Source organism: Solwaraspora sp. WMMD791 (genome assembly GCF_029581195.1).
Classification (GTDB): domain Bacteria; phylum Actinomycetota; class Actinomycetes; order Mycobacteriales; family Micromonosporaceae; genus Micromonospora_E.
In genome coordinates this window covers 4,076,896-4,095,584 of the sequence record NZ_CP120737.1, presented here as the reverse complement: position 1 = coordinate 4,095,584, position 18,689 = coordinate 4,076,896, and the positions used below count along the sequence as shown (strand labels likewise).

16 protein-coding genes are annotated in these 18,689 nt (G+C 71.5%); 14 read left to right on the top strand and 2 right to left on the bottom strand.

Annotated elements, in window-relative coordinates; translation table 11 throughout:
* Positions 1-49: 49 nt before the first annotated feature.
* Both O7623_RS18160 and O7623_RS18155 read left to right on the top strand, forming a co-directional pair.
* Entirely contained in the window at positions 50-559 is a 510-nt protein-coding gene (locus tag O7623_RS18160; RefSeq protein ID WP_282224221.1) for a MarR family winged helix-turn-helix transcriptional regulator, read from the top strand.
* Positions 556-2,142 (top strand): MDR family MFS transporter, encoded by a 1,587-nt coding sequence (locus O7623_RS18155; protein WP_282224220.1) that lies wholly within the window; start codon positions 556-558, stop codon positions 2,140-2,142. The genes O7623_RS18160 and O7623_RS18155 overlap by 4 nt, the downstream gene beginning before the upstream one ends.
* Positions 2,143-2,159: 17 nt before the next feature.
* Here the strand turns inward: O7623_RS18155 and O7623_RS18150 are convergent, their stop codons facing one another.
* Positions 2,160-2,585: an NUDIX domain-containing protein gene (locus O7623_RS18150; protein WP_282229460.1), complete on the bottom strand. Its 426-nt coding sequence runs from the start codon at positions 2,583-2,585 to the stop codon at positions 2,160-2,162.
* A gap of 679 nt (positions 2,586-3,264) precedes the next feature.
* Between O7623_RS18150 and O7623_RS18145 the strand changes: the two genes are divergently transcribed.
* The 4 genes from O7623_RS18145 (at position 3,265) to O7623_RS18130 (ending at position 5,854) form a co-directional block, all read left to right on the top strand.
* The gene (locus O7623_RS18145) at positions 3,265-3,618 is read left to right on the top strand and encodes a winged helix-turn-helix domain-containing protein (RefSeq protein ID WP_282224219.1); all 354 of its coding nucleotides are present in this window, start codon (positions 3,265-3,267) and stop codon (positions 3,616-3,618) included.
* The gene (locus tag O7623_RS18140; protein ID WP_282224218.1) at positions 3,618-3,911 is read left to right on the top strand and encodes a hypothetical protein; all 294 of its coding nucleotides are present in this window, start codon (positions 3,618-3,620) and stop codon (positions 3,909-3,911) included. The genes O7623_RS18145 and O7623_RS18140 overlap by 1 nt, the downstream gene beginning before the upstream one ends.
* A gap of 41 nt (positions 3,912-3,952) precedes the next feature.
* Positions 3,953-4,921 (top strand): NAD(P)-dependent alcohol dehydrogenase, encoded by a 969-nt coding sequence (locus tag O7623_RS18135; RefSeq protein ID WP_282229459.1) that lies wholly within the window; start codon positions 3,953-3,955, stop codon positions 4,919-4,921.
* Positions 4,922-5,023: 102 nt separating this feature from the next.
* Complete coding sequence (locus O7623_RS18130) at positions 5,024-5,854, top strand: glutaminyl-peptide cyclotransferase (RefSeq protein ID WP_282224217.1); 831 nt, start codon at positions 5,024-5,026, stop codon at positions 5,852-5,854.
* Between the two features lie 29 nt (positions 5,855-5,883).
* On the opposite strand, the gene O7623_RS18125 is transcribed toward O7623_RS18130, so the two are convergent.
* Positions 5,884-6,495, bottom strand: coding sequence for a TetR/AcrR family transcriptional regulator (locus tag O7623_RS18125; protein WP_282224216.1), 612 nt, complete (start codon positions 6,493-6,495; stop codon positions 5,884-5,886).
* A 153-nt stretch (positions 6,496-6,648) separates the two neighbouring features.
* On the opposite strand from O7623_RS18125, the gene O7623_RS18120 reads away from it, so the two are divergent.
* The 8 genes from O7623_RS18120 (at position 6,649) to O7623_RS18085 (ending at position 18,674) form a co-directional block, all read left to right on the top strand.
* On the top strand, positions 6,649-7,332 hold the full coding sequence (locus tag O7623_RS18120) for an NAD(P)-binding domain-containing protein (protein ID WP_282224215.1): 684 nt from the start codon (positions 6,649-6,651) through the stop codon (positions 7,330-7,332).
* Between the two features lie 50 nt (positions 7,333-7,382).
* Positions 7,383-8,399, top strand: a complete 1,017-nt coding sequence (locus O7623_RS18115) for an ABC transporter substrate-binding protein (RefSeq protein ID WP_282224214.1) — start codon at positions 7,383-7,385, stop codon at positions 8,397-8,399.
* Between the two features lie 4 nt (positions 8,400-8,403).
* Positions 8,404-9,186, top strand: coding sequence for a class I SAM-dependent methyltransferase (locus O7623_RS18110; protein WP_282224213.1), 783 nt, complete (start codon positions 8,404-8,406; stop codon positions 9,184-9,186).
* Positions 9,183-10,247 (top strand): iron chelate uptake ABC transporter family permease subunit, encoded by a 1,065-nt coding sequence (locus tag O7623_RS18105; protein ID WP_282224212.1) that lies wholly within the window; start codon positions 9,183-9,185, stop codon positions 10,245-10,247. Before O7623_RS18110 ends, O7623_RS18105 begins: the two co-directional genes overlap by 4 nt.
* Positions 10,244-11,014 carry an ABC transporter ATP-binding protein gene (locus O7623_RS18100; RefSeq protein WP_282224211.1) on the top strand — a complete coding sequence of 257 codons (771 nt, stop codon included), beginning with the start codon at positions 10,244-10,246 and terminating at the stop codon, positions 11,012-11,014. The genes O7623_RS18105 and O7623_RS18100 overlap by 4 nt, the downstream gene beginning before the upstream one ends.
* A gap of 121 nt (positions 11,015-11,135) precedes the next feature.
* The gene (locus O7623_RS18095; protein WP_282224210.1) at positions 11,136-11,660 is read left to right on the top strand and encodes a hypothetical protein; all 525 of its coding nucleotides are present in this window, start codon (positions 11,136-11,138) and stop codon (positions 11,658-11,660) included.
* A 115-nt stretch (positions 11,661-11,775) separates the two neighbouring features.
* Positions 11,776-14,961: a hypothetical protein gene (locus O7623_RS18090; protein ID WP_282224209.1), complete on the top strand. Its 3,186-nt coding sequence runs from the start codon at positions 11,776-11,778 to the stop codon at positions 14,959-14,961.
* 44 nt (positions 14,962-15,005) lie between these two features.
* On the top strand, positions 15,006-18,674 hold the full coding sequence (locus O7623_RS18085) for a LamG-like jellyroll fold domain-containing protein (RefSeq protein ID WP_282224208.1): 3,669 nt from the start codon (positions 15,006-15,008) through the stop codon (positions 18,672-18,674).
* Positions 18,675-18,689 lie beyond the last annotated feature (15 nt).

The following is an 18,689-nucleotide window of genomic DNA, read 5'->3' as shown; positions in this document are numbered from 1 at the left end:
GCTGGCGTGACAGAATGCTTGTAGCAAGCAACTATTGGATGGGGTGCAGGTGGCGACGCAGGCCGACCCACTGAGCGGATCCGACGCCGAACTGATCGCACTGGGCAAGCAGTTCGGCGTCTTCCACCGCTCGGTGCACATGTTCTACCAGCGGTTGCGCTTCGACCCGCCGTTGGAGCGGGCGGCGTACACCCTGTTGGTGCGGGTCGCCGACCGGCCGGCGCGACTCAGCGTGCTCGCCGAGGACATGGCGTTGGACCTGTCCACGGTCAGCCGCCAGGTGGCCGCCCTGGAGGCCGCCGGCCTGGCCACCCGTACCCCGGATCCGACCGACCGGCGGGCCAGCGTGATCGCCCCGACGCCGCTCGGCCAGGAGGTCTTCACCCGCAACCGGGCCATCTGGGTGAACGCGATGCGCGAGTTGCTGGCCGACTGGACCCCGGACGAGGCGACCGAGTTCAAACGCCTGCTCACCCGGCTGAACGAAACGATCAACGCCCGCTACGGGGGGACCGATCCGGCGGACCGGTGTCCGCGGGTGGAAGAGGAGAAGCCGTGACAACCACCGAGGAACGGGTCGCGCCCGCCCTCAACAACCGGCAGATCATGCTGCTGATGGGCAGCCTGATGACCGGCATGCTGCTGGCCGCGCTGGATCAGACCATCGTCGGCGTGGCGTTGCCGACGATCGTCGGCGAGCTCGGCGGCATCAACCACTACTCGTGGGTGGTGACCGCGTACCTGCTGGCGTCGACGGCCTCCACCCCGCTGTACGGCAAGACGGCCGACCTGCTCGGCCGCCGCCCGGTGTTCCTGTTCTCCATCGGGACGTTCCTGCTGGGCTCGCTGCTCGCCGGCATGTCCCAGGACATGACCCAGCTGATCGTCACCCGGGGCATCCAGGGCATCGGCGCCGGTGGCCTGATGACGCTGGCGTTCACCATCATCTCCGACGTGGTCTCGCCCCGTGAGCGTGGCCGCTACCAGGGGCTGTTCGGTGCGGTGTTCGGCCTGTCGTCGGTGGCCGGTCCACTCGTCGGCGGCTACTTCGCCGAGACCAACTGGCGGTGGATCTTCTACATCAACGTGCCGTTGGCGATCGTCGCCATGGTGATCTGCTGGTACGTGATGCGGCTGATCCCGTTCCAGCGTCGTGATCACGCGATCGACTGGCTCGGCGCGACCCTGCTGGTCGCCGGGGTCAGCGCGATCCTGCTGGCGTTGAGCTGGGGCGGCGGCGAGTACCCCTGGGGCTCCCCGCTGATCATCGGCCTGTTCGTCGCCGGTGCCGTGCTCGCCGTGCTGTTCCTGATGCAGGAGTCCCGGGTCGCCGAGCCGATCCTGCCGCTGGGGCTGTTCCGGGAACGGACCGTCGCGCTGGCCACCGCCGCCGGCTTCGTGCTCGGTCTGGTGATGTTCGGCTCGATCATCTTCATCCCGCTGTACCTGCAGATCGTCAAGGGTGCCTCGCCGACCGCCAGCGGACTGCTGATGCTGCCGATGATGGCGGGAATCATCGTCACCTCGGTGGTCGCGGGCCGGGCGATGACCCGGTACGGGCGGTACAAGTGGTTCCCGGTGGCCGGCTCGGTCTCGCTGGTGCTCGGCGGCCTGCTGTTCACCCGGTTGGAGGTGGACACCTCACTGTGGCTGGCGTTCCTGATGATGGTGATCATCGGCGTCGGGCTGGGACTATCGATGCAGTCGCTGGTGCTCGCCGTACAGAACGCGATCCCGCTGCGGGACCTGGGGGCCGGCACCTCGGCGGTGACCTTCTTCCGGTCGTTGGGCGGCTCGTTCGGCGTGGCGATCCTGGGTGCGGTGCTCAACGCCCGGTTGACCGGGGAACTGGCCGACCGGATGCCCGGCGCGGTCGCCCAGCTGCCGCCGGAGCAGGCGGCGTCGGTGGCCGCGGCCGGCGGCACCGAGATCTCGATCGACCAGCCGTCGGCGATCCTGGCGCTGCCCGATCCGGTCCGGGAGGCCATCCAGTACGCCTTCGTCGAGTCGCTGCACACCGTGTTCCTGGTGACCGGGCTGGTCGGGCTGATCGCGGTGCTGATCACCCTGGTGCTGCCGGACCGGGAGTTGCGCGGTGAGCTGGAGGAGTCGACGACGTCCGCCGCCGACCTGGCCGGCTGACGGGCCGTCCGGCCGGCCTACTTGAGGACGAGCTGGCCGGAGTGCTCGAAGGCGGCCAGGTCGGAAAGGGTTTCGCCAACGGTGCCGGCCAGCGGCGTCGGCAGCGCGTCGGGGTCGAAGAAGCCGGCGTCGGTGGTCTCGTCGGTGCTGGTCAGCAGGTCCCCGCTGAAACCGTCGACCCGGAAGCAGGTCACGAAGAGCTGGTACGTGTCGCCGAACATGTTGGTGAAGGTGTAGTCGACGCCGGTGTGCATGGCGAACGGGGTCACGCCGGCTGCCCGCAGCCCGGTCTCCTCGAAGACCTCGCGGGCGGCGCAGCCGGCGATCGACTCACCGAGCTCCATCGCACCGGCGGGCAGCGCCCACAGCCCGTTGTCGGAGCGCTGGATCAGCAGGACCCGGTCGTGGGCGTCGCGGACCACGCAGCGGGCGCCGACGAACATCAACGTACGGTCGCCGGCCAACGCCCGCAGCTGACCGAGGTACGACTCGGTCCAGGAGATACTCGTCACCGGTTCACCCTAGGCGGTGCGGGCTCACCTTCGCCGCTGCGCGGCCGAACCTGGCGGACACGTACTGCGCTAGACCAGTATTCCTGTGAGGAATAATCATTCCTCACAGGAATACTCGCTGAACGCGTACCTGCCTTCCGGACAGTCACAGCCCGTGAGGTCCCTGGGCGATCCGTCGACCGCGCGGCCCGCTTCAGCAGCTGGTACGGGACCGGAACAACCAGCCGGCGGCGAGCACCGACGCGGCGGCGATGCCCGCGCACCAGGCCAGCGCCGGTCCGACGCTGTTCCCGACCGGCTGGTCAGCACCGGCTGGTCAGCACCGGCTGTCTGCCGTACGCCTTGGTGAGCGCGGTCGTGTGCACCGCCATGTCGTCAACCGGGCGCGGCCTGTGGACAAAGGTGTGGAAAACCTGTGGGTGCCTGTGGAAGGTGGCGGAGCGACCACGGACACTTCGACCGGCCTGCCGTCCCCGGCCGGCGTTGACGTTGGCGCGGGTGGTGGGGCGAGCTGATCCAGGACGGCATCGAGGCACCGATCCGCCTCCGAACCAGCTGAGGTCTGCTACTCTTTCACGTGTAAGAAGATTCTGACACGTGAAGGAGAGCGATGACATCGGCGGCGCCCTCCGGTGACGACCTGGTCGAGAAGCTGGCGGCGCTGGCCCATCCGTTGCGGCTGCGGATCATCGGTCGGCTCGCCGCCGGCCGTGACTACGTCAGCCATCTCTCCCGGGAGATCGGCATCAGCCGGCCGCTGCTGCACATGCACCTGCAGCGGCTGGAGGCCGCCGGTCTGATCGTCGGCAACCTCGAGCTCTCCGCCGACGGCAAGGCGATGAAGTACTACGAGGTCGTCGACGTCGACCTGCGGTTGACCCCGGCGACCCTGGCCGCAGCCGCGGCGACCCTCACCGAACCGGACCCGTCCGCATCGGGTCCCGCGCGCAAGGAGAAGTCCTGATGTACGTCCACGCGGCGCAGGCCGCCGAGTCTGCCACCTGGCCCGGCACCATCCTCGTCCTCGGGGTGCTCGCCCTCGGGGTCGTGCTGATCGTGGCGGTCATGGCCACTCTGCACGAGTTCCGCAAGACCCGGATCCTGGCCGGCCAGGAGGAAGCGATGCGCCAGCTCGTGCAACGGTACGAACAGCTCGCCGCGAACTCCCTCGACGCCCAGCAGCGGGTGGCCGCCGACCTGGCCGAGCTGCGCTCGCGGACCAACACCATCGAGCAGATCCTACGGACCGTCGAATGAGCACCGAGAGCACCGAGAGCACCAACCAGCTTGCCGCCACGATGCGCGCTCTCGCCCAGGACCGCTACGGGTCCGCCGAGGTGCTGTCCGTGCGGCAGCTGCCGCGTCCGTCGATCACCGACTCCGAGCTGCTGGTACGGGTCCGGGCCGCCTCGATCAACTACGCCGACCTGGTGCTGATGACCGGTGAGCCGTACCTCGGTCGACTGGCCCTGGGCCTGACCCGCCCGAAGTCGGCGGTCCGGGGCCGCGACGTCGCCGGGGAGGTGGTCGCGGTCGGCGCGGCGGTGACCGACTTCCGCCCCGGCGACGCCGTGTACGCCGAGATCGAGACCGGCAGCTTCGCCGAGTACGCCGCCGTACCCGCCGACCGGGCCTGGCACCGGCCGGCGCACCTCACGGTCACGCAGGCGGCGACGGTGCCGTTGGCCGGGGTCACCGCCTGGCTGGGGTTGCACCGACACGGCCGGCTCCAGCCCGGTCAACGGGTGCTGGTCAACGGCGCCTCCGGCGGCGTCGGCACGTTCGCCGTACTTCTCGCGACGGCGCTCGGCGCCGAGGTGACGGGAGTCTGCCGGACCCGCAACGTGGAGCTGGTGCGCGGGCTCGGCGCATCCGACGTGATCGACTACACCCGGCAGGACTTCACCCGGACCGGCCGGCGGTGGGACCTGATCCTCGACGTGGCCGGCCGGCACCGGCTGGCCGACTGCCGCCGGGCGTTGACCCCGCGCGGGACGTTGATTCTGTGCGGCGGTGCCGGCGGGCGGTGGCTCGGGCCGCTGCCCCGGCTGGCGCGTGCCCTTGCCTGGTCGCCGTTCGTCGGCCAGCGGTTGGCGGGTTACCTGGCCGTGGCGGACCAGCGGTCGCTGCGCGAGGTGACCGAGCTGATCGAGGCCCATCGGATCGTGCCGCCGGTGGAGCGGACGTTCCCCCTGGCCGACGCCGCCGAGGCGATGCGGGTCTTCGCCGCCGAGCACCCCCGCTCGAAGTACGTCATCGAGATGTGACTCGCGGCGCGTCGACATCGGCAGCCACCGCCGACGATGCGCAAGACTGGTCGACGACGGCACCCGGGCAGGTGTGTCGTCGGCCGAGCTGGAGGTGGTGGCGTGCGGTCACGTCGGATGGTTCCGCTGGCGGTGCTCCCCGCGCTGCTGGTCGCCGGGCTGCTGGTCGCCGGATGCGCGACGACGTCCGACCCGGCGGTGGTGCCGGTCGTCCCCGATACGGCCCCGGAGTCGGTGGAGCGACTGCGGGTCGAGGTGCTGGAGCGGTATCCGCACGACCCGGCGGCTTTCACCCAGGGGCTGGAGCTGCACGACGGCGACCTCTACGAGGGCACCGGCCAGTACGGCGAGTCCGAGCTGCGGGTCGTCGATCTCGACACCGGTGAGGTACGCCGGCGGGTCGCCCTGCCGGCGGGTGACTTCGGTGAGGGCATCACCGTGGCGGACTCACGGGTGTGGCAGATCACCTGGCGGGAGGGGGTCGCCTACGAGCGTGACCCGGTGACCCTGGCCGAGCGGCGCCGGGTCGACTACACGGGTGAGGGGTGGGGCATCTGCCACGACACCGCCGCCGACCGGCTGGTGATGAGCGATGGCAGCGACCAGTTGACCTTCCGGGATCCGGCGAGCTTCGCCGAGACCGGGTCGGTGTCGGTGACCCGGGCCGGTACGCCGTTGACGCAGATCAACGAGTTGGAGTGCGTCGACGGCGTGGTCTGGGCGAACGTCTGGCAGACCGACGAGATCGTCCGGATCGACCCGGCCACCGGTGCGGTGACCGGGCAGGTGGATGCCGCCGGGCTGCTCAGCGACGCCGAGCGGGCCGGCGCCGACGTGCTCAACGGCATCGCCGCCGTGCCCGGTTCCGACGAGTTCCTCATCACCGGCAAGTACTGGCCGACGCTGTTGCGGGTCCGGTTCGTCGCCGGTTGATGCGCTCGGCTTCTCGGTGAAGCCGCCGGTCAGCGTGGTGACCCGGCGACCGCGCGCAGCGCGATGTCGACGGACGCGTGCAGTTGCTCGCGGCTGGCACCGGCCGCCGCCTGCACGGCGTGGCCCTCGCTGAGCGACATCACGAACCGGGCCAGCGCCCGGACGTCCACGCCTTCGGGCAGGTCGCCGTCCTCGGCCGCGCGGGACAGCCGTTGCGCGACGGCGGCTTCGATGGCGGCCCGGCCGGCGGCCAGCATCTCGGTGATCCGGGTGTTCTCCGGCGAGCAGCTCAGTCCGCCCTGGACGGAGAGGCAGCCGGCGGGGTGGTTGTCGGCGGTGAGGCCGTCGGCGCTGGCGCGCAGGAACGCTTCCATAGCGGCGTACGCGGTGGGCTGGTCGAGCGCGGTGCGCACGGCGGCCAGCTGGGTGTCCTGGTAGCGGGCGAAGGCGCGCTGGAACAGCTGCTCCTTGCTGCCGAACGCGGCGTACAGGCTGGGCCGGTTGATGCCCATCGCGGCGGTGAGGATGCTCAGTGAGGCGCCTTCGTAGCCGTACTGCCAGAACGCCTCGGTGGCCCGGTCGAGGACCGCCTCCTCGTCGAAGGCCCGGGGTCGGCCGGCGGGGTGTGTCCCTGTGCCCATGCGCCCACTTTACCGCTCGGTACAGATCGTGACCGGGCTCACCGACCGATCGGTACAGAATCTGTTACGGTTCCTCCCAACCGATCGGTACAAAAGGCGGGCTGGTGGGCGCGATCGGGAAGGAGCAGGTTGTGACGGGACAGGAGAGGGACAGTGGCTGACCGACCGAAGACACAGACAGTGGGAACGACGATCGGGATCATCGGTGCCGGCGAGGTCGGCAGCCAGATCGCGCGGGCGGCGGTGTCGGTCGGATACCGGGTCGTCATCGCCAACTCCCGGGGACCGGCGACGCTGGCGGGCCTCGTCGCCGAGCTCGGCCCGATGGCGCGGGCGGCGTCCGCCGCACAGGCCGCAGCCGCCGGCGACTTCGCCGTCGTGGCGGTGCCTCTCAAGGTCGTCAACGACATGCCGGTCGAGGAACTCGCGGGCAAGGTCGTGCTGGACACCAACAACTACATGGTCTGGCGCGACGGCAACATTCCGGTCCTCGACTCCGGAGAGAAGACGGTCCACGAACTCCGTCAGGAACAACTCCCGACGTCCAAGGTCGCCAAGGCGTTCACCCACATCCAGGCTCCCCGGCTGCTCACCTCCGGACGGCCGCCGGGTGCCCCCGACCGGCTGGCGCTGTCGGTGTCGAGCAACTTCCCGGACGCCGTGGCGCTGGTGACCCGGCTGTACGACCAGTTCGGGTTCGACACCGTCGACAACAGCCCGCTGGCCGAGTCCTGGCGCAGTGGTCCCGGCCAACCCGCCTGGCTCCGGCACGCACATCAGAACCGTGACGAGTTGATCGTCAACCTGCGGAAGGCGCGGCGGGTGATCCCGGGCTGACCTGCGGACCCCTGGGTTGACCTGCGGTTCGACCATGCTAGCTTGCCGACATGAAAACCGTTACCGTTTCTGCCGGGTTGGCGGTGGCGCTGGCGGTCGGCCTGGCCGGCTGCGCCACCGCCAGCACCGACGCCGACGCCGGCACCGCCACGACCCCGGCGGCCGACGCCGTCGAGATCACCAACTGCGGCACCACGCTGACCATCGCCGCACCTCCGCGCCGGGCCCTCGCCATGGAGCAGAACGCCACCGAGATCCTGCTCAGCCTCGGCCTGGCCGACCGCATGATCGGCACCAGCTACCAGACCGACCCGGTGCTGCCCGAACTCGCCGACGACTACGCGGCCGTACCGGTCCTCGCCGACCTCTACCCCAACCGCGAAGCCGTCCTCGACGCCGCGCCCGACTTCGTCTACTCCACCTTCACCTCCGCGTACGGCCCGGAGGCCGCCGGCCCGCGCGCCGACCTGGCCGCCCTCGACGTGCCCGCCTACCTGTCCCGCTTCGCCTGCGAGGACCCCGCCACCGGCGATACCACGGTCGACTTCGACGGCATCTTCGCCGAGATCACCGAGATCGCCACCATCTTCGGCGTCACCGAGCGGGGCGAGGAACTCGTCGCCGACCAGCGTGGCCGGCTCGACGCCGCCACCGCGGCCGCCACCGCACCGGCCGACACCAGCCTGCTCTGGTACTACTCCGGCACCGCCACCCCGTACGTCGCCGGATCCGGCGGCCTGCCCGACGCGATCAGCACCCAGCTCGGCGTCACCAACGCCTACGGTGACGCCGAACAGACCTGGCCGGCCGGCAACTGGGAAGAGATCGCCGCCCGTAACCCCGACGTCATCGTCCTGGCCGACCTGACCCGGGGTGGCGACGGCGACAGCGCCCAGGCCAAGATCGACTACCTGCGGAGCAACCCGACCACGGCCGAACTCGACGCCGTCAAGGCCGGCCGGTTCATCACCGTCTCCGGATCCTCGATGGACCCGTCCGTGCGCAGTGTCACCGCCGTCGAAGCGGTCGCCGCCGGCCTCGCCCAGCTCACCGGCTCTACGGAGTAGCCCGATGACCGACCTGATGACCGACCAGCTCACCCCGGCCGATGCCCGCCGGCTGCTCGACCTGTGGGACACCCAACAGGAGGCGTACGTCGCCCACCGGGAGAACCGCTTCCAGGCGATGCGCGACGTGCTGCGCCTGTACCTCGGCGACCGGCCTGCGACCGTACTCGACCTGGCCTGCGGACCCGGCGCCCTCACCGACCGGGTGCTCACCGAACTGCCCGCCGCCCGCTGCGTCGCCGTCGACTACGACCCGATGCTGCTGCGCATCGCCACCGCCGCGCTCGCCGACCACGGCGACCGCGCCGACGTACGCGACCTCGACCTGGTCGCCGACGACTGGGCCGACCGGCTCGGCGTCGACACCGTCGACGCGGTGGTCAGCTCCACCGCCCTGCACTGGCTCTCCCCGGCACAACTGCTCGCCGTCTACACCGCAGCCGCCCGGCTGCTGCGCCCCGGCGGAATCCTGCTCAACGCCGACCACCTGCGGTTCGGCCCCGAGCAGCCGACCCTGGCGACGCTGGCCCAGCAGCACGACGAGCGTACCCAGCAGGAAGGGTTCGCCAGCGGAGCGCTGCGCTACGACGCCTGGCACGCCGAGGCGGCGCGTACCCCCGCCCTCGCCGCCCTGACCGACGAGCGGCAGCGGCGCTTCGCCGACCGGCCGCGGCAGCCGGACTCGCCGCTGCAGTTCCACCTCGCCGCGCTGCGTACCGCCGGCTTCGCCGAGGTCGGCACCATCTGGCAGTACCTCGACGACTACGTGGTCTTCGCGCGCCGATGACCATCGCGCCGCCACGGGCGAGTCCCACCCGGGTGCGGGCGGCACGGGGTGCCCGCACCCGAGGGCCGGTCCTCGCCCTGGCCCTAGCCGTCCTCACCCTGAGCATCGCGGCCGCGACCACGATCGGCACCGCCGACCTGACCGTCGCCGACGTGTTCCGCACCCACGCCGTCCACCTCGGACTCCCGGTCACCCCGTTGCCGCCGCTGGCCGACAGCATCGTGTGGAACCTGCGTACCCCCAGGGTCCTGCTCGCCGGCCTGGTCGGCGGCGGCCTCGCGGTCTGCGGCGCGGTCCTGCAGGCGTTGACCCGCAACCCGCTGGCCGACCCGTACCTGCTGGGCATCTCCGCCGGGGCGTCGACCGGCGCGGTGTCGGTGCTGGTCTTCGGCCTCGGCGCCGGCACCGCCGCGCTGACCGGCGGAGCGTTCGTCGGCGCCGTCGCCGCGTTCGCCGCCGCCCTGGCGATGGCCGGCCGACGGTGGACCGAACCGTCCCGGATCCTGCTCGCCGGGGTCGCCGTCGGCCAACTCTTCGCCGCCGTCACCAGCCTGATCGTGGTCTCGGCCGCCTCACCGCAGCAGACCCGGGGCGTCACCTTCTGGCTGCTCGGCTCGCTGACCATGGCCAGCTGGCCGTCGGTGGCGCTGGCCGCCGCCGTCACCGCCGTGGCTGTCGGAATCTGCTGGGCGGCCACCCCGGCGCTCGACGCGTTCACCTACGGCACCGACGTCGCCCAGTCCCTCGGCTTCGCCCCGGCGAAGGTCCGGGCGGCGCTGTTCACCACCACGGCGCTGCTGGCGGCGGTCCTCGTCGCGGCCAGCGGCGCGATCGGCTTCGTCGGATTGACCGTGCCGCACGCCGCCCGGTTCCTGGTCGGCTCCCGGCACCGGATCCTGCTGCCCACCTGCGCGATCATCGGCGCCACCTTCCTGATCTGGGCCGACACCGCCGCCCGGACCGTCTTCGCGCCGCAGGAGGTGCCTGTCGGGGTGGTCACCGCCCTGCTCGGGGTGCCGGCGTTCGCGCTGCTCATCCGCCGTCGGCAGGCGCCGGCATGAGACTGCGCGCCGAGAAGATCAGCTGGGCGGTACGCGGTACGCCGCTGCTCGCCGACGTCACCCTCGACGCCGCCCCCGGCACCCTCGTCGGGCTGCTCGGCCCGAACGGCTCCGGCAAGTCCAGCCTGCTGCGGGTGCTCGCCGGGCTGCAGCGGCCGGACACCGGGCGGGTGCTGCTCGACGGCGTCGACGCGACGACCGTCCCGCGCCGGACACTGGCCCGGACGTTGGCCCTGGTCAGCCAGCACACCGCAGCCGACGTGGACATGTCGGTACGTGACGTACTGCTGCTGGCCCGGATCCCGCACCGGCCGCTGCTCGCCGCGACCACGGCGGCGGAGGTCGCCGCCGCCGAACAGGCCCTGGCCGACGCCGGACTGCCCGGCTTCGCCGACCGCCGCTGGTCGTCGCTGTCCGGCGGGGAACGCCAGCGGGTCGACATCACCCGGGCCCTGCTGCAGCAACCTCGGCTGCTGCTGCTCGACGAACCCACCAACCACCTGGACATCCGCCACCAGCTGGAGCTGCTGCACCGGCTGGCGGCCGAACCGACGACCGTGATAGCGGCCCTGCACGACATCAACCTGGCGGCCCGGTTCTGCGATCAGATCGTGCTGCTGCACGGCGGCCGGGTGGTGGCCGCCGGCCCACCGGCACAGGTGCTGACGCCGGCCCGGATCGGCGCGGTCTACGACGTACACGCTCAGGTCGACGACGACCCGGACGGCCGCCCGTACGTCCACCTGCGACACGTGACCCAGGGGTGACGCGTCCGCCCCGGCCGGCCGGGGCGGTCCCGCTACGATGCCGCGAGGTCGGCCCGCGCCGCTGGGCCGTGCTGCCGCCGGCCGAGCTGGCGGCGTCGCCGTCGATCCGAAGGAGCCACCTGTGCCCACCCGTCCGCTGATCGTCCGCACCGACGACCTGGAGTTCGAGCCGTGCGTGGTGCGCACCGATTTCTCCGACGAGGCGGCCTGGCAGCAGGTGCTGCGCCGGTGCAACGACAACCCGGACTTCCCCACCGGCATCAACCCGGCGGCCATCGTCGACGACCCTGCCTTCGACGGCGCCACGATCGAGGAGATCCGGGCGGCGGTCGCGGCTGACGACCACCTGCCGGTCTTCTTCGTCGCCGACGCCGTGACCATGCGTGGTGAGCAGCCGCTGCTCGCCGTCCAGGTCGACGACGAGGACGACGATGACGACGAGCTCGACGACGATGAGGATGACGAGTTCGACGACGACGACGAGGATTACGACGACGACGTGGAGTCGCCCGCTGGTCAGCCGTTCCGGCTGCTTCCGGAGCAGGTCCTGAGCGTGCACGGCAACCTGGCACTGGCCAACATGGACTTCGACGAGTTCGGCCCCGGTGCCGCCGACCCGACCACGTACATCCACTGTGGATTTTAGTGACCCACTGTTGCGCTGACCTGCAACGTCGTTCACATGTTCATTGACAGTAAGGTATCTGCCCCGTAGCGTCACAGTCCACTCAGCTTCGAGGTCTCGCACGGGGGAGGACCGAATGGCAGTGGGTCGATGGCGCGCGTCCAGGCACGCACCACGGCGGACCGCGGTCATCACCGCTGCGGCGGTGCTGCTGGCCGTGACCGCCACAGTCTCCGTCGAGGATCCGGGGCGGTTCGACGCGCTGGCCGCCGCCGACCACACCGAGGAAGGCCGTGCCCTGCTGGCCGCCCGCGACAGCGGTGAACCGGTCCGCGTCGACGGCCGGACCACCGAGACCACCGAGGTCTGGGCCCGACCGGACGGCCAGCTGGAGGCCCGGATCTCCGCCGACGTTGTCCGGGTCCGCCGGGACGACGGCTGGGTACCCGTCGACCTGCGCCTGCGGCGGGCCGCCGACGGCACGGTCACCCCCACCGCGCACCCGAACGACCTGCGGATCTCCGGTGCCCGCCCGGCCGGCACCCACGAACTGGCCGCTGTCGGCCACGGTGCCGCCCGGGTCGCGATGAGCTGGACCGGTGTCCTGCCGGAGCCGCAGCTGGACGGCCCGGTCGCCACCTACCGGAACGTGCTGCCGGACGTCGACCTGGTGGTACGGGCCACCCGGATCGGCTTCGAACAGCTGCTGGTGGTCGCCAATCGGGCAGCGGCCACCCGGGTCCGCGAGGTCAGCCTCGCCCTCACCGGACCGGGCATCGCCGGGCACACCCACGACGAACTAGCCGGCGTCACCCTCACCGGTGCCGACGGTGCGACCCTGGCCGCCGTACCGGCCCCGGCGATGTGGGACGCCCAGAAGACCCCGGCCGGTGCACCGGCCCGCACCGCCCCGATCGACACCACCGTCACCGCCCGCCCCGACGGCGTCGAGCTGCGGTTGCGGCCCGACACCGACTGGCTGGACGCACCAGACACTGTCTACCCGGTGACTCTCGACCCGACGGTCAACCCGCTGTCGACGACCTTCGACGCGTACGTGCAGGAGGGGGTCACCGCCAACCGGAGCGGCACCAACGACCTGCAGATCGGGCTGCTCGCCACCAGCCCGCCGACGATCACCCGGTCGTTCGTCACGTGGAACGCGGCGGTGCTCGCCGGGAAGCAGATCAACTCGGCGACCGTCTACTTCTGGAACTGGTGGTCGCACTCCTGCACGCCGAAGGCCTGGGAGATCTGGTCCACCGGCGCGGCCGGCACCGCGACCCGCTGGACGAACCAACCGCAGTGGCTGCACCGTGAGGCGACCTCCACGATGACCAAGGGTCACGACGTCGACTGCGACGACGGCTGGTCGACGATCAGCGGCACCGCGTTCTTCCAGCGGGCGGCGACCGCCGGAGCGAGCCAGGCCCACATGGGCATCCGGGCCACCGACGAGACCGACATCGCCACCTTCAAACAGTTCCGATCCCGCGATCACGGCACGACGTCGCATGTGCCGTACGCGTCGGTCACCTACAACGCGTGGCCGACGGTGACTGCCCGGTCGACGGTGCCGGCGACCGCCTGCGTCAGCGGGTCGGGCCGACCGCTGGTCAACACCCTCACCCCGCAGCTGCGGGCGACCGTCGCCGACGGCGACGGCACCGCGATGTCGGTCGAGTTCGAATGGTGGATGGTCGGTGCCTCGGCCCGCCTCGGCGGCCAGACCGTCGCCAACGTCGCCTCCGGTGCGACGGCGAGCGTCACCGTACCCGCCGGGGCGTTCCTCGACGGCGGCCGCTACCAGTGGCGGGTGCGCGCCAACGACGGAGTCGCCGGCAGTGCCGTCTGGTCCAGCTTCTGCGAGATGACCGTCTACGTGACCGCGCCACCGGTCGACGGCTGCGTCGGCGGGGCCGCCAACGACTACAACGGCGACGGCGTGTCGGACATCGCGATCGCCGACCCCGAAGCCACCGTCGCCGGACAGGCCAAGGCCGGCCAGGTGCACGTGCGCTACGCCGGCACCGGCACCGTCGACACCCTGCACGAGAACAATGCCCAGGTGGCCGGCGCCGCCGAGGCCGGCGACCAGTTCGGTACGGCGTTGGCCAGCTACGACGTCAACCACGACGGCTGCACCGATCTGGCGGTCGGGGTGCCGTACGAGGATCTGGACGGCAAGGCAGACGTGGGAGTCGTCTACGTACTGCTCGGTTCGCCGACCGGGCTCGCGACCGGGCCGGCGTCGCTGGTCTACCACCAGAGCCAGGCGGCGTTCCCGGAGACCGCCGAGGTTGGCGACTGGTTCGGCTTCTCCCTCGCGGCCGGGCACACCGCCGCCGGTGCGGCGTACCTGCTGATCGGCGCACCCGGCGAGGACCTCGGCGCCGCCGTGGACACCGGCGTCGTGCACTACCTGCGCGGCACCGCGAACATCCTGCTCAGCCAGGGCGGCGGCGGCATCGTCGGGGACCTTGAGAACGACGACATGACCGGGTACGCCGTCGCCGCCTCACCACACCACCTGGCGGTCGGCGCCCCGGGCGAGGCGATCGGCGCCGAGGTGTTCGCCGGCGGCGTCAACGTCTTCAGCCACCAGCTCACCTCGGGCCGGCCGACGCTGGTCGCCGTACTCGACCAGAACCGGGCCAACGTCTGGGGCACCTCGACCGCCAACGACACCTTCGGCAAGTCGCTGTCGATGGTGGAGTACCGGGCGGCCGGGGCTCCGGCCGGCGGCACCGACTCGTTCCTCGCCGTCGGCGTGCCCGGCAAGGAGTACGGCGCGGCCGGCATCGCCGACACCGGCGTCGTCCAAAGGTTCCACATCACCGACAGCGGGTTCACCGAGCTGCCGGTGCTGGCCCAGCACATCGTCGGCATCCCCAGCGGCGACGAGGAGGGCGACTACTTCGGCGAACGGGTCCACCTGGTCAACCTCGCCCCCGGATCGGCCGCGACCGCGCAGAACCTGCTGCTCGCCGTCGGTGCTCCCGGCGAGGACACCGGCCCGGCCGCCGACGCCGGCGTGGTGCGGGTGTTCGGCGCGGCGGCGGACCCGGTCAGCGGCTACGCCACGGTCGAGCGTGGTGCCACCGCCCTGCCCGGTACGCCGGTCGCCCAGGAACTCATCGGGGTGTCGATCTCCGGCAGCCCGACGCACCTGCACGTGGCCAGCCCGTACTCCGACCGGGCGGTCTACGCGATCGAGTGGTCGACGCTGGCCGCCGGGTCGGCGACCCCGCAGCACGTGTGGCGGGCCGGCGAGGACGGTTTCCCGGCTGCAGCGGTCGCCTTCGGTGCGGCGGCGAACTGATGGTCGGCAACGGACGAAACGGCAGCACGGGGGAGGGCAGTGACGTGATCGGTGGCAGACGGACGACGCGTCGGCGGCGCGGGCTCGGGTTCGGCCTCGGGCTGGCCGGGTTGCTGGCCGGGTACGCGGTCGTGACCGGACCGGCGATGGCCGCCCCGGACCAGGCGCGGCAGCAGACCGAGCCGGCCCCGGCGACCGACGCTGCGGCAGCGGGGACAGCCGAATCGGTGCACGTGGCGGCGACGGACGGCACGGAACCGGTGCGGCAGACCGAGGCCGAGGCGGTCGCCCACGCCGTCGACACCGGGGAGCGGGTCGAGATAGGCGCGTTTCAGGGCGAGTCCATCCAGACGTTCGCCAACCCGGACGGCACGCTCACCTCGGTGCAGCACGCCCAACCGTTCCGGGTGGTCCGGGACGGGCGCTGGGTGCCGATTGACCCGAACCTGGTCGCCACCGCCGACGGCAGCATCGTCCCCCGGGCCGCCGCGCTCGGCATCCGGCTCTCCGGCGGCGACGTCGCCAGCGGCGACGAGACCCCGCTGGTACGGGTGGACCGCGCCGGCCGCAGCCTGGCCCTAGACTGGCCGGGCCCGCTACCGGCGCCGACCGTCGACGGCGACCAGGTCACCTACCCGGAGGTGCTGCCCGGCGTCGACCTGGTGGTCGATGTCGGCGTGACCGGGTTCTCACACGTCCTGGTGGTCAAGACTCCGGAGGCGGCCCAGCAGCCGGAGCTCGCCGAGCTGCAGTTCGACCTGGCCACGACCGGGTTGACCGTGCAGGACAGTGCCGACGGTGGGCTCGCCGCCGTCGACACGACGTCCGGTGCGCCGGTGCTGGAGGCCGCCGCCCCGGTGATGTGGGACTCGGGCGAGCCGGGCGCGGCACCGCAGGGCCGGGCCGCCACCGATGCGGCGGCACCCGACGCGGCCGCCGTCGCCAGCGACCCGGCCGAGGCCGCGCCACCTGGCGCCAGCCTCGCCCCGGTTGACTGGCGGATCGACGGTGACCAGCTGACCCTGGTGCCGGACCAGGCAATGCTCACCGACCCGGACACCCGCTGGCCGGTCTACATCGACCCGATCTGGCAGGACACCCGCAACAGCTCCTGGGCGATGGTGGCCAGCGGATACCCCAACCAGGAGTACTGGAAGTTCTCCGGCACCGAGGGCGTCGGCGACTGCCCGGTGAGCTCCGGGCAGTGCAACGACGTCGGGGTCAAACGGATCTACTACGCGCTGCCGACGCCGTACTCGGGGCGGACCATCCTGAGCGCCGAGTTCCGGGTCACGATGACCCACACGTACAACTCGACTGCCAAGAACGTCTCGCTGTACCGTGCCGGGTCCGGGATCAGCTCCGGCACGAACTGGAACAACAAGCCGGCGCTGAGCGTGCTGCAGCAGACGAAGGCGCCGACCGCGAAGCAGAGCTCCTGCACGTCGACCAACCAGAACGTCGGCTTCACCGCCACCGCCGCGGTGCGGGAGGCCGCGTCAAAGGGCTGGTCGACCACGACGTTCGGGCTCGCTGCCACGAACGAGAGCGACCAGGAGGCGTTCAAGCGGTTCTGCGGCAACGCGATCCTGTCGGTGCACTACAACCGGACGCCGACCCAGCCGAAGCGGGCGGATCTGACAATGTCGCCGGGCGGGGTCTGCGTCACCGGCACCAACCGCCCGTACGTCGACACCCCGCCGACGCTGTTCATGGTGTTGCGCGACCCGGACCACAGCTCGGCGCACACCGAGCAGGTCCGTGGCGAGATCCTCTACTACTGGTACGACGCGGCCGGCACCCGGGTGAACCGCTACTTCACCACCGGGTGGAAGGCCAGCGGGTCCCGCTTCCAGTACACCCTGCCGTCGAACATCCCGCAGAACACCCCGATCACCTGGGAGGTGCGCACCGGCGACTCGCACGCCTGGAGCAAATGGAGCTGGGAGGCGGATGCGCACGCGAACTGCCAGTTCGTCTACGACTCCACCGCGCCGGCCGCGCCGGACATCGACTCGCCGGAGTACCTGCCGCTCGACGCCGGCGAGCACACCAGCGCCTGCGTCGAGGACGACCAGCACCGGGGCGGGGTCGGCATCTACGGCACCTTCACCTTCGACTCGTCGTCCACCGACGCGGTCCGCTACCTGTACGGCTTCAACACCAACCCGTCGACGAGCAACGAGTTGGTCCCCGCCAGCGGCGGCGGCCCGGTGTCGCTGCGCTGGATGCCGGTCGACGACGGTCCGAACTTCGTCACCGTGCAGGCGGTCGACCAGTCCGGCCTGCGGTCGGCGATCGCCACCTGTGTCTTCTCCGTGCCGACCCGGCTGGCGGCCGGCGAATGGGGGCTCGGCGAAACAGCCGGTGCCACATCAGCTGAGGACGCGCGCGGCAACCATCCGGCGACCGCCGGATCCGGGGCGACGTTCGGGGTGGCCGGTCCTGGCTGCGGTGACTCCGGCCCCCAGTGCCAGTTCGACCGGGCCATCCGGTTCACCGGCGACGCCGCCGACAGCTACCTGGCCACCACCAGTTCGGCGCTGATCGACACGTCGACCGGGTTCGGGGCCAGCGCCTGGGTGCGGCTGACCGACGACACCACCGACCGGGTCGCGATCAGCCAGGACGGCAGCGGCGAGCCCGGCTTCACCCTCGGCTTCGACGCCGCGAGCGGCAAGTGGGAGTTCGCGATCCCGTCGACGGACGTGCTGTCGCTGACCGGCTGGTCGGTGACCAGCACCGCGCCGGCCGTACGCGACGAGTGGACCCACCTGGCGGCGGCGTACGACCCGGAGTTGAAGACGATGACGCTGTACGTCAACGGCGACGTCCAGCCGACGGTGCAGCGCCGGTCGGCCTGGACGTCGCGGGGCGCGGTGCAGATCGGTCGGGCGTACGCCCGCAGCGGCCACACCGCCGGCTGGGCCGGTGAGCTGGCCGACATCGCCGTCTTCGACCGGGTGCTGGTGCCCCGCGAGGTGAGCGAGCTGTCCACCCTGCGGCCGGTACGGCTGGGCTACTGGCCGCTGGACGATGTGTCCGACGACCGCAGCCCCGCCTACGACGAGAACGGGCAGGAGCTGCTGCTGGAAGGCGGCGCCCAGCTGTACGCACCGGACCTCGACGCGGATCCGTTCGCGGAGCCGGCAATGGTCGGCGGCGGCCATCTGGTGCTCGACGGGGTCGACGACCGGGCCCGCACCGAAGCGCCGGTGGCGGTGACCGACGGCAGCTTCACCGTCGCCGCCCGGGTGCGGCTGCCCAGTCCGACCTGCGGCGACCGGGACCAGGCGGTGCTTTCCCAGGCCGGCGTCGCAGCGAGCGGATTCGTGATCCGCTGCGGCAGCGCCGACCGGTGGGAGCTGGTGCTGCCGCACAGCGACATCAACAATCCGCAGACCACCGTGGTCTTCAACGGCAACCTGTTGCCGAGCACCGACCAGCACGGCCAGCACGTGGCGGTGGTCTACGACGCGTTCCGCAACGAGGTGCGGCTCTACGTCAACGGCGAGGTCGCCACGACCGCTGCCACCACCTACACCGCCGGCTGGCGGGCGGACGGGCCGCTGCAGATCGGTCGGGCCCTGCACGACGGCAGCTTCGGCCAGTACCTCGGCGGTGTCGTCGACGAGGTACGGGTCTACACCGGGGTCGCCGACGACCAAACGATCCAGGAAATAGCCATCCCCGAGCTCAACCCGTACCTCTGATCTGATGCGTGTGCC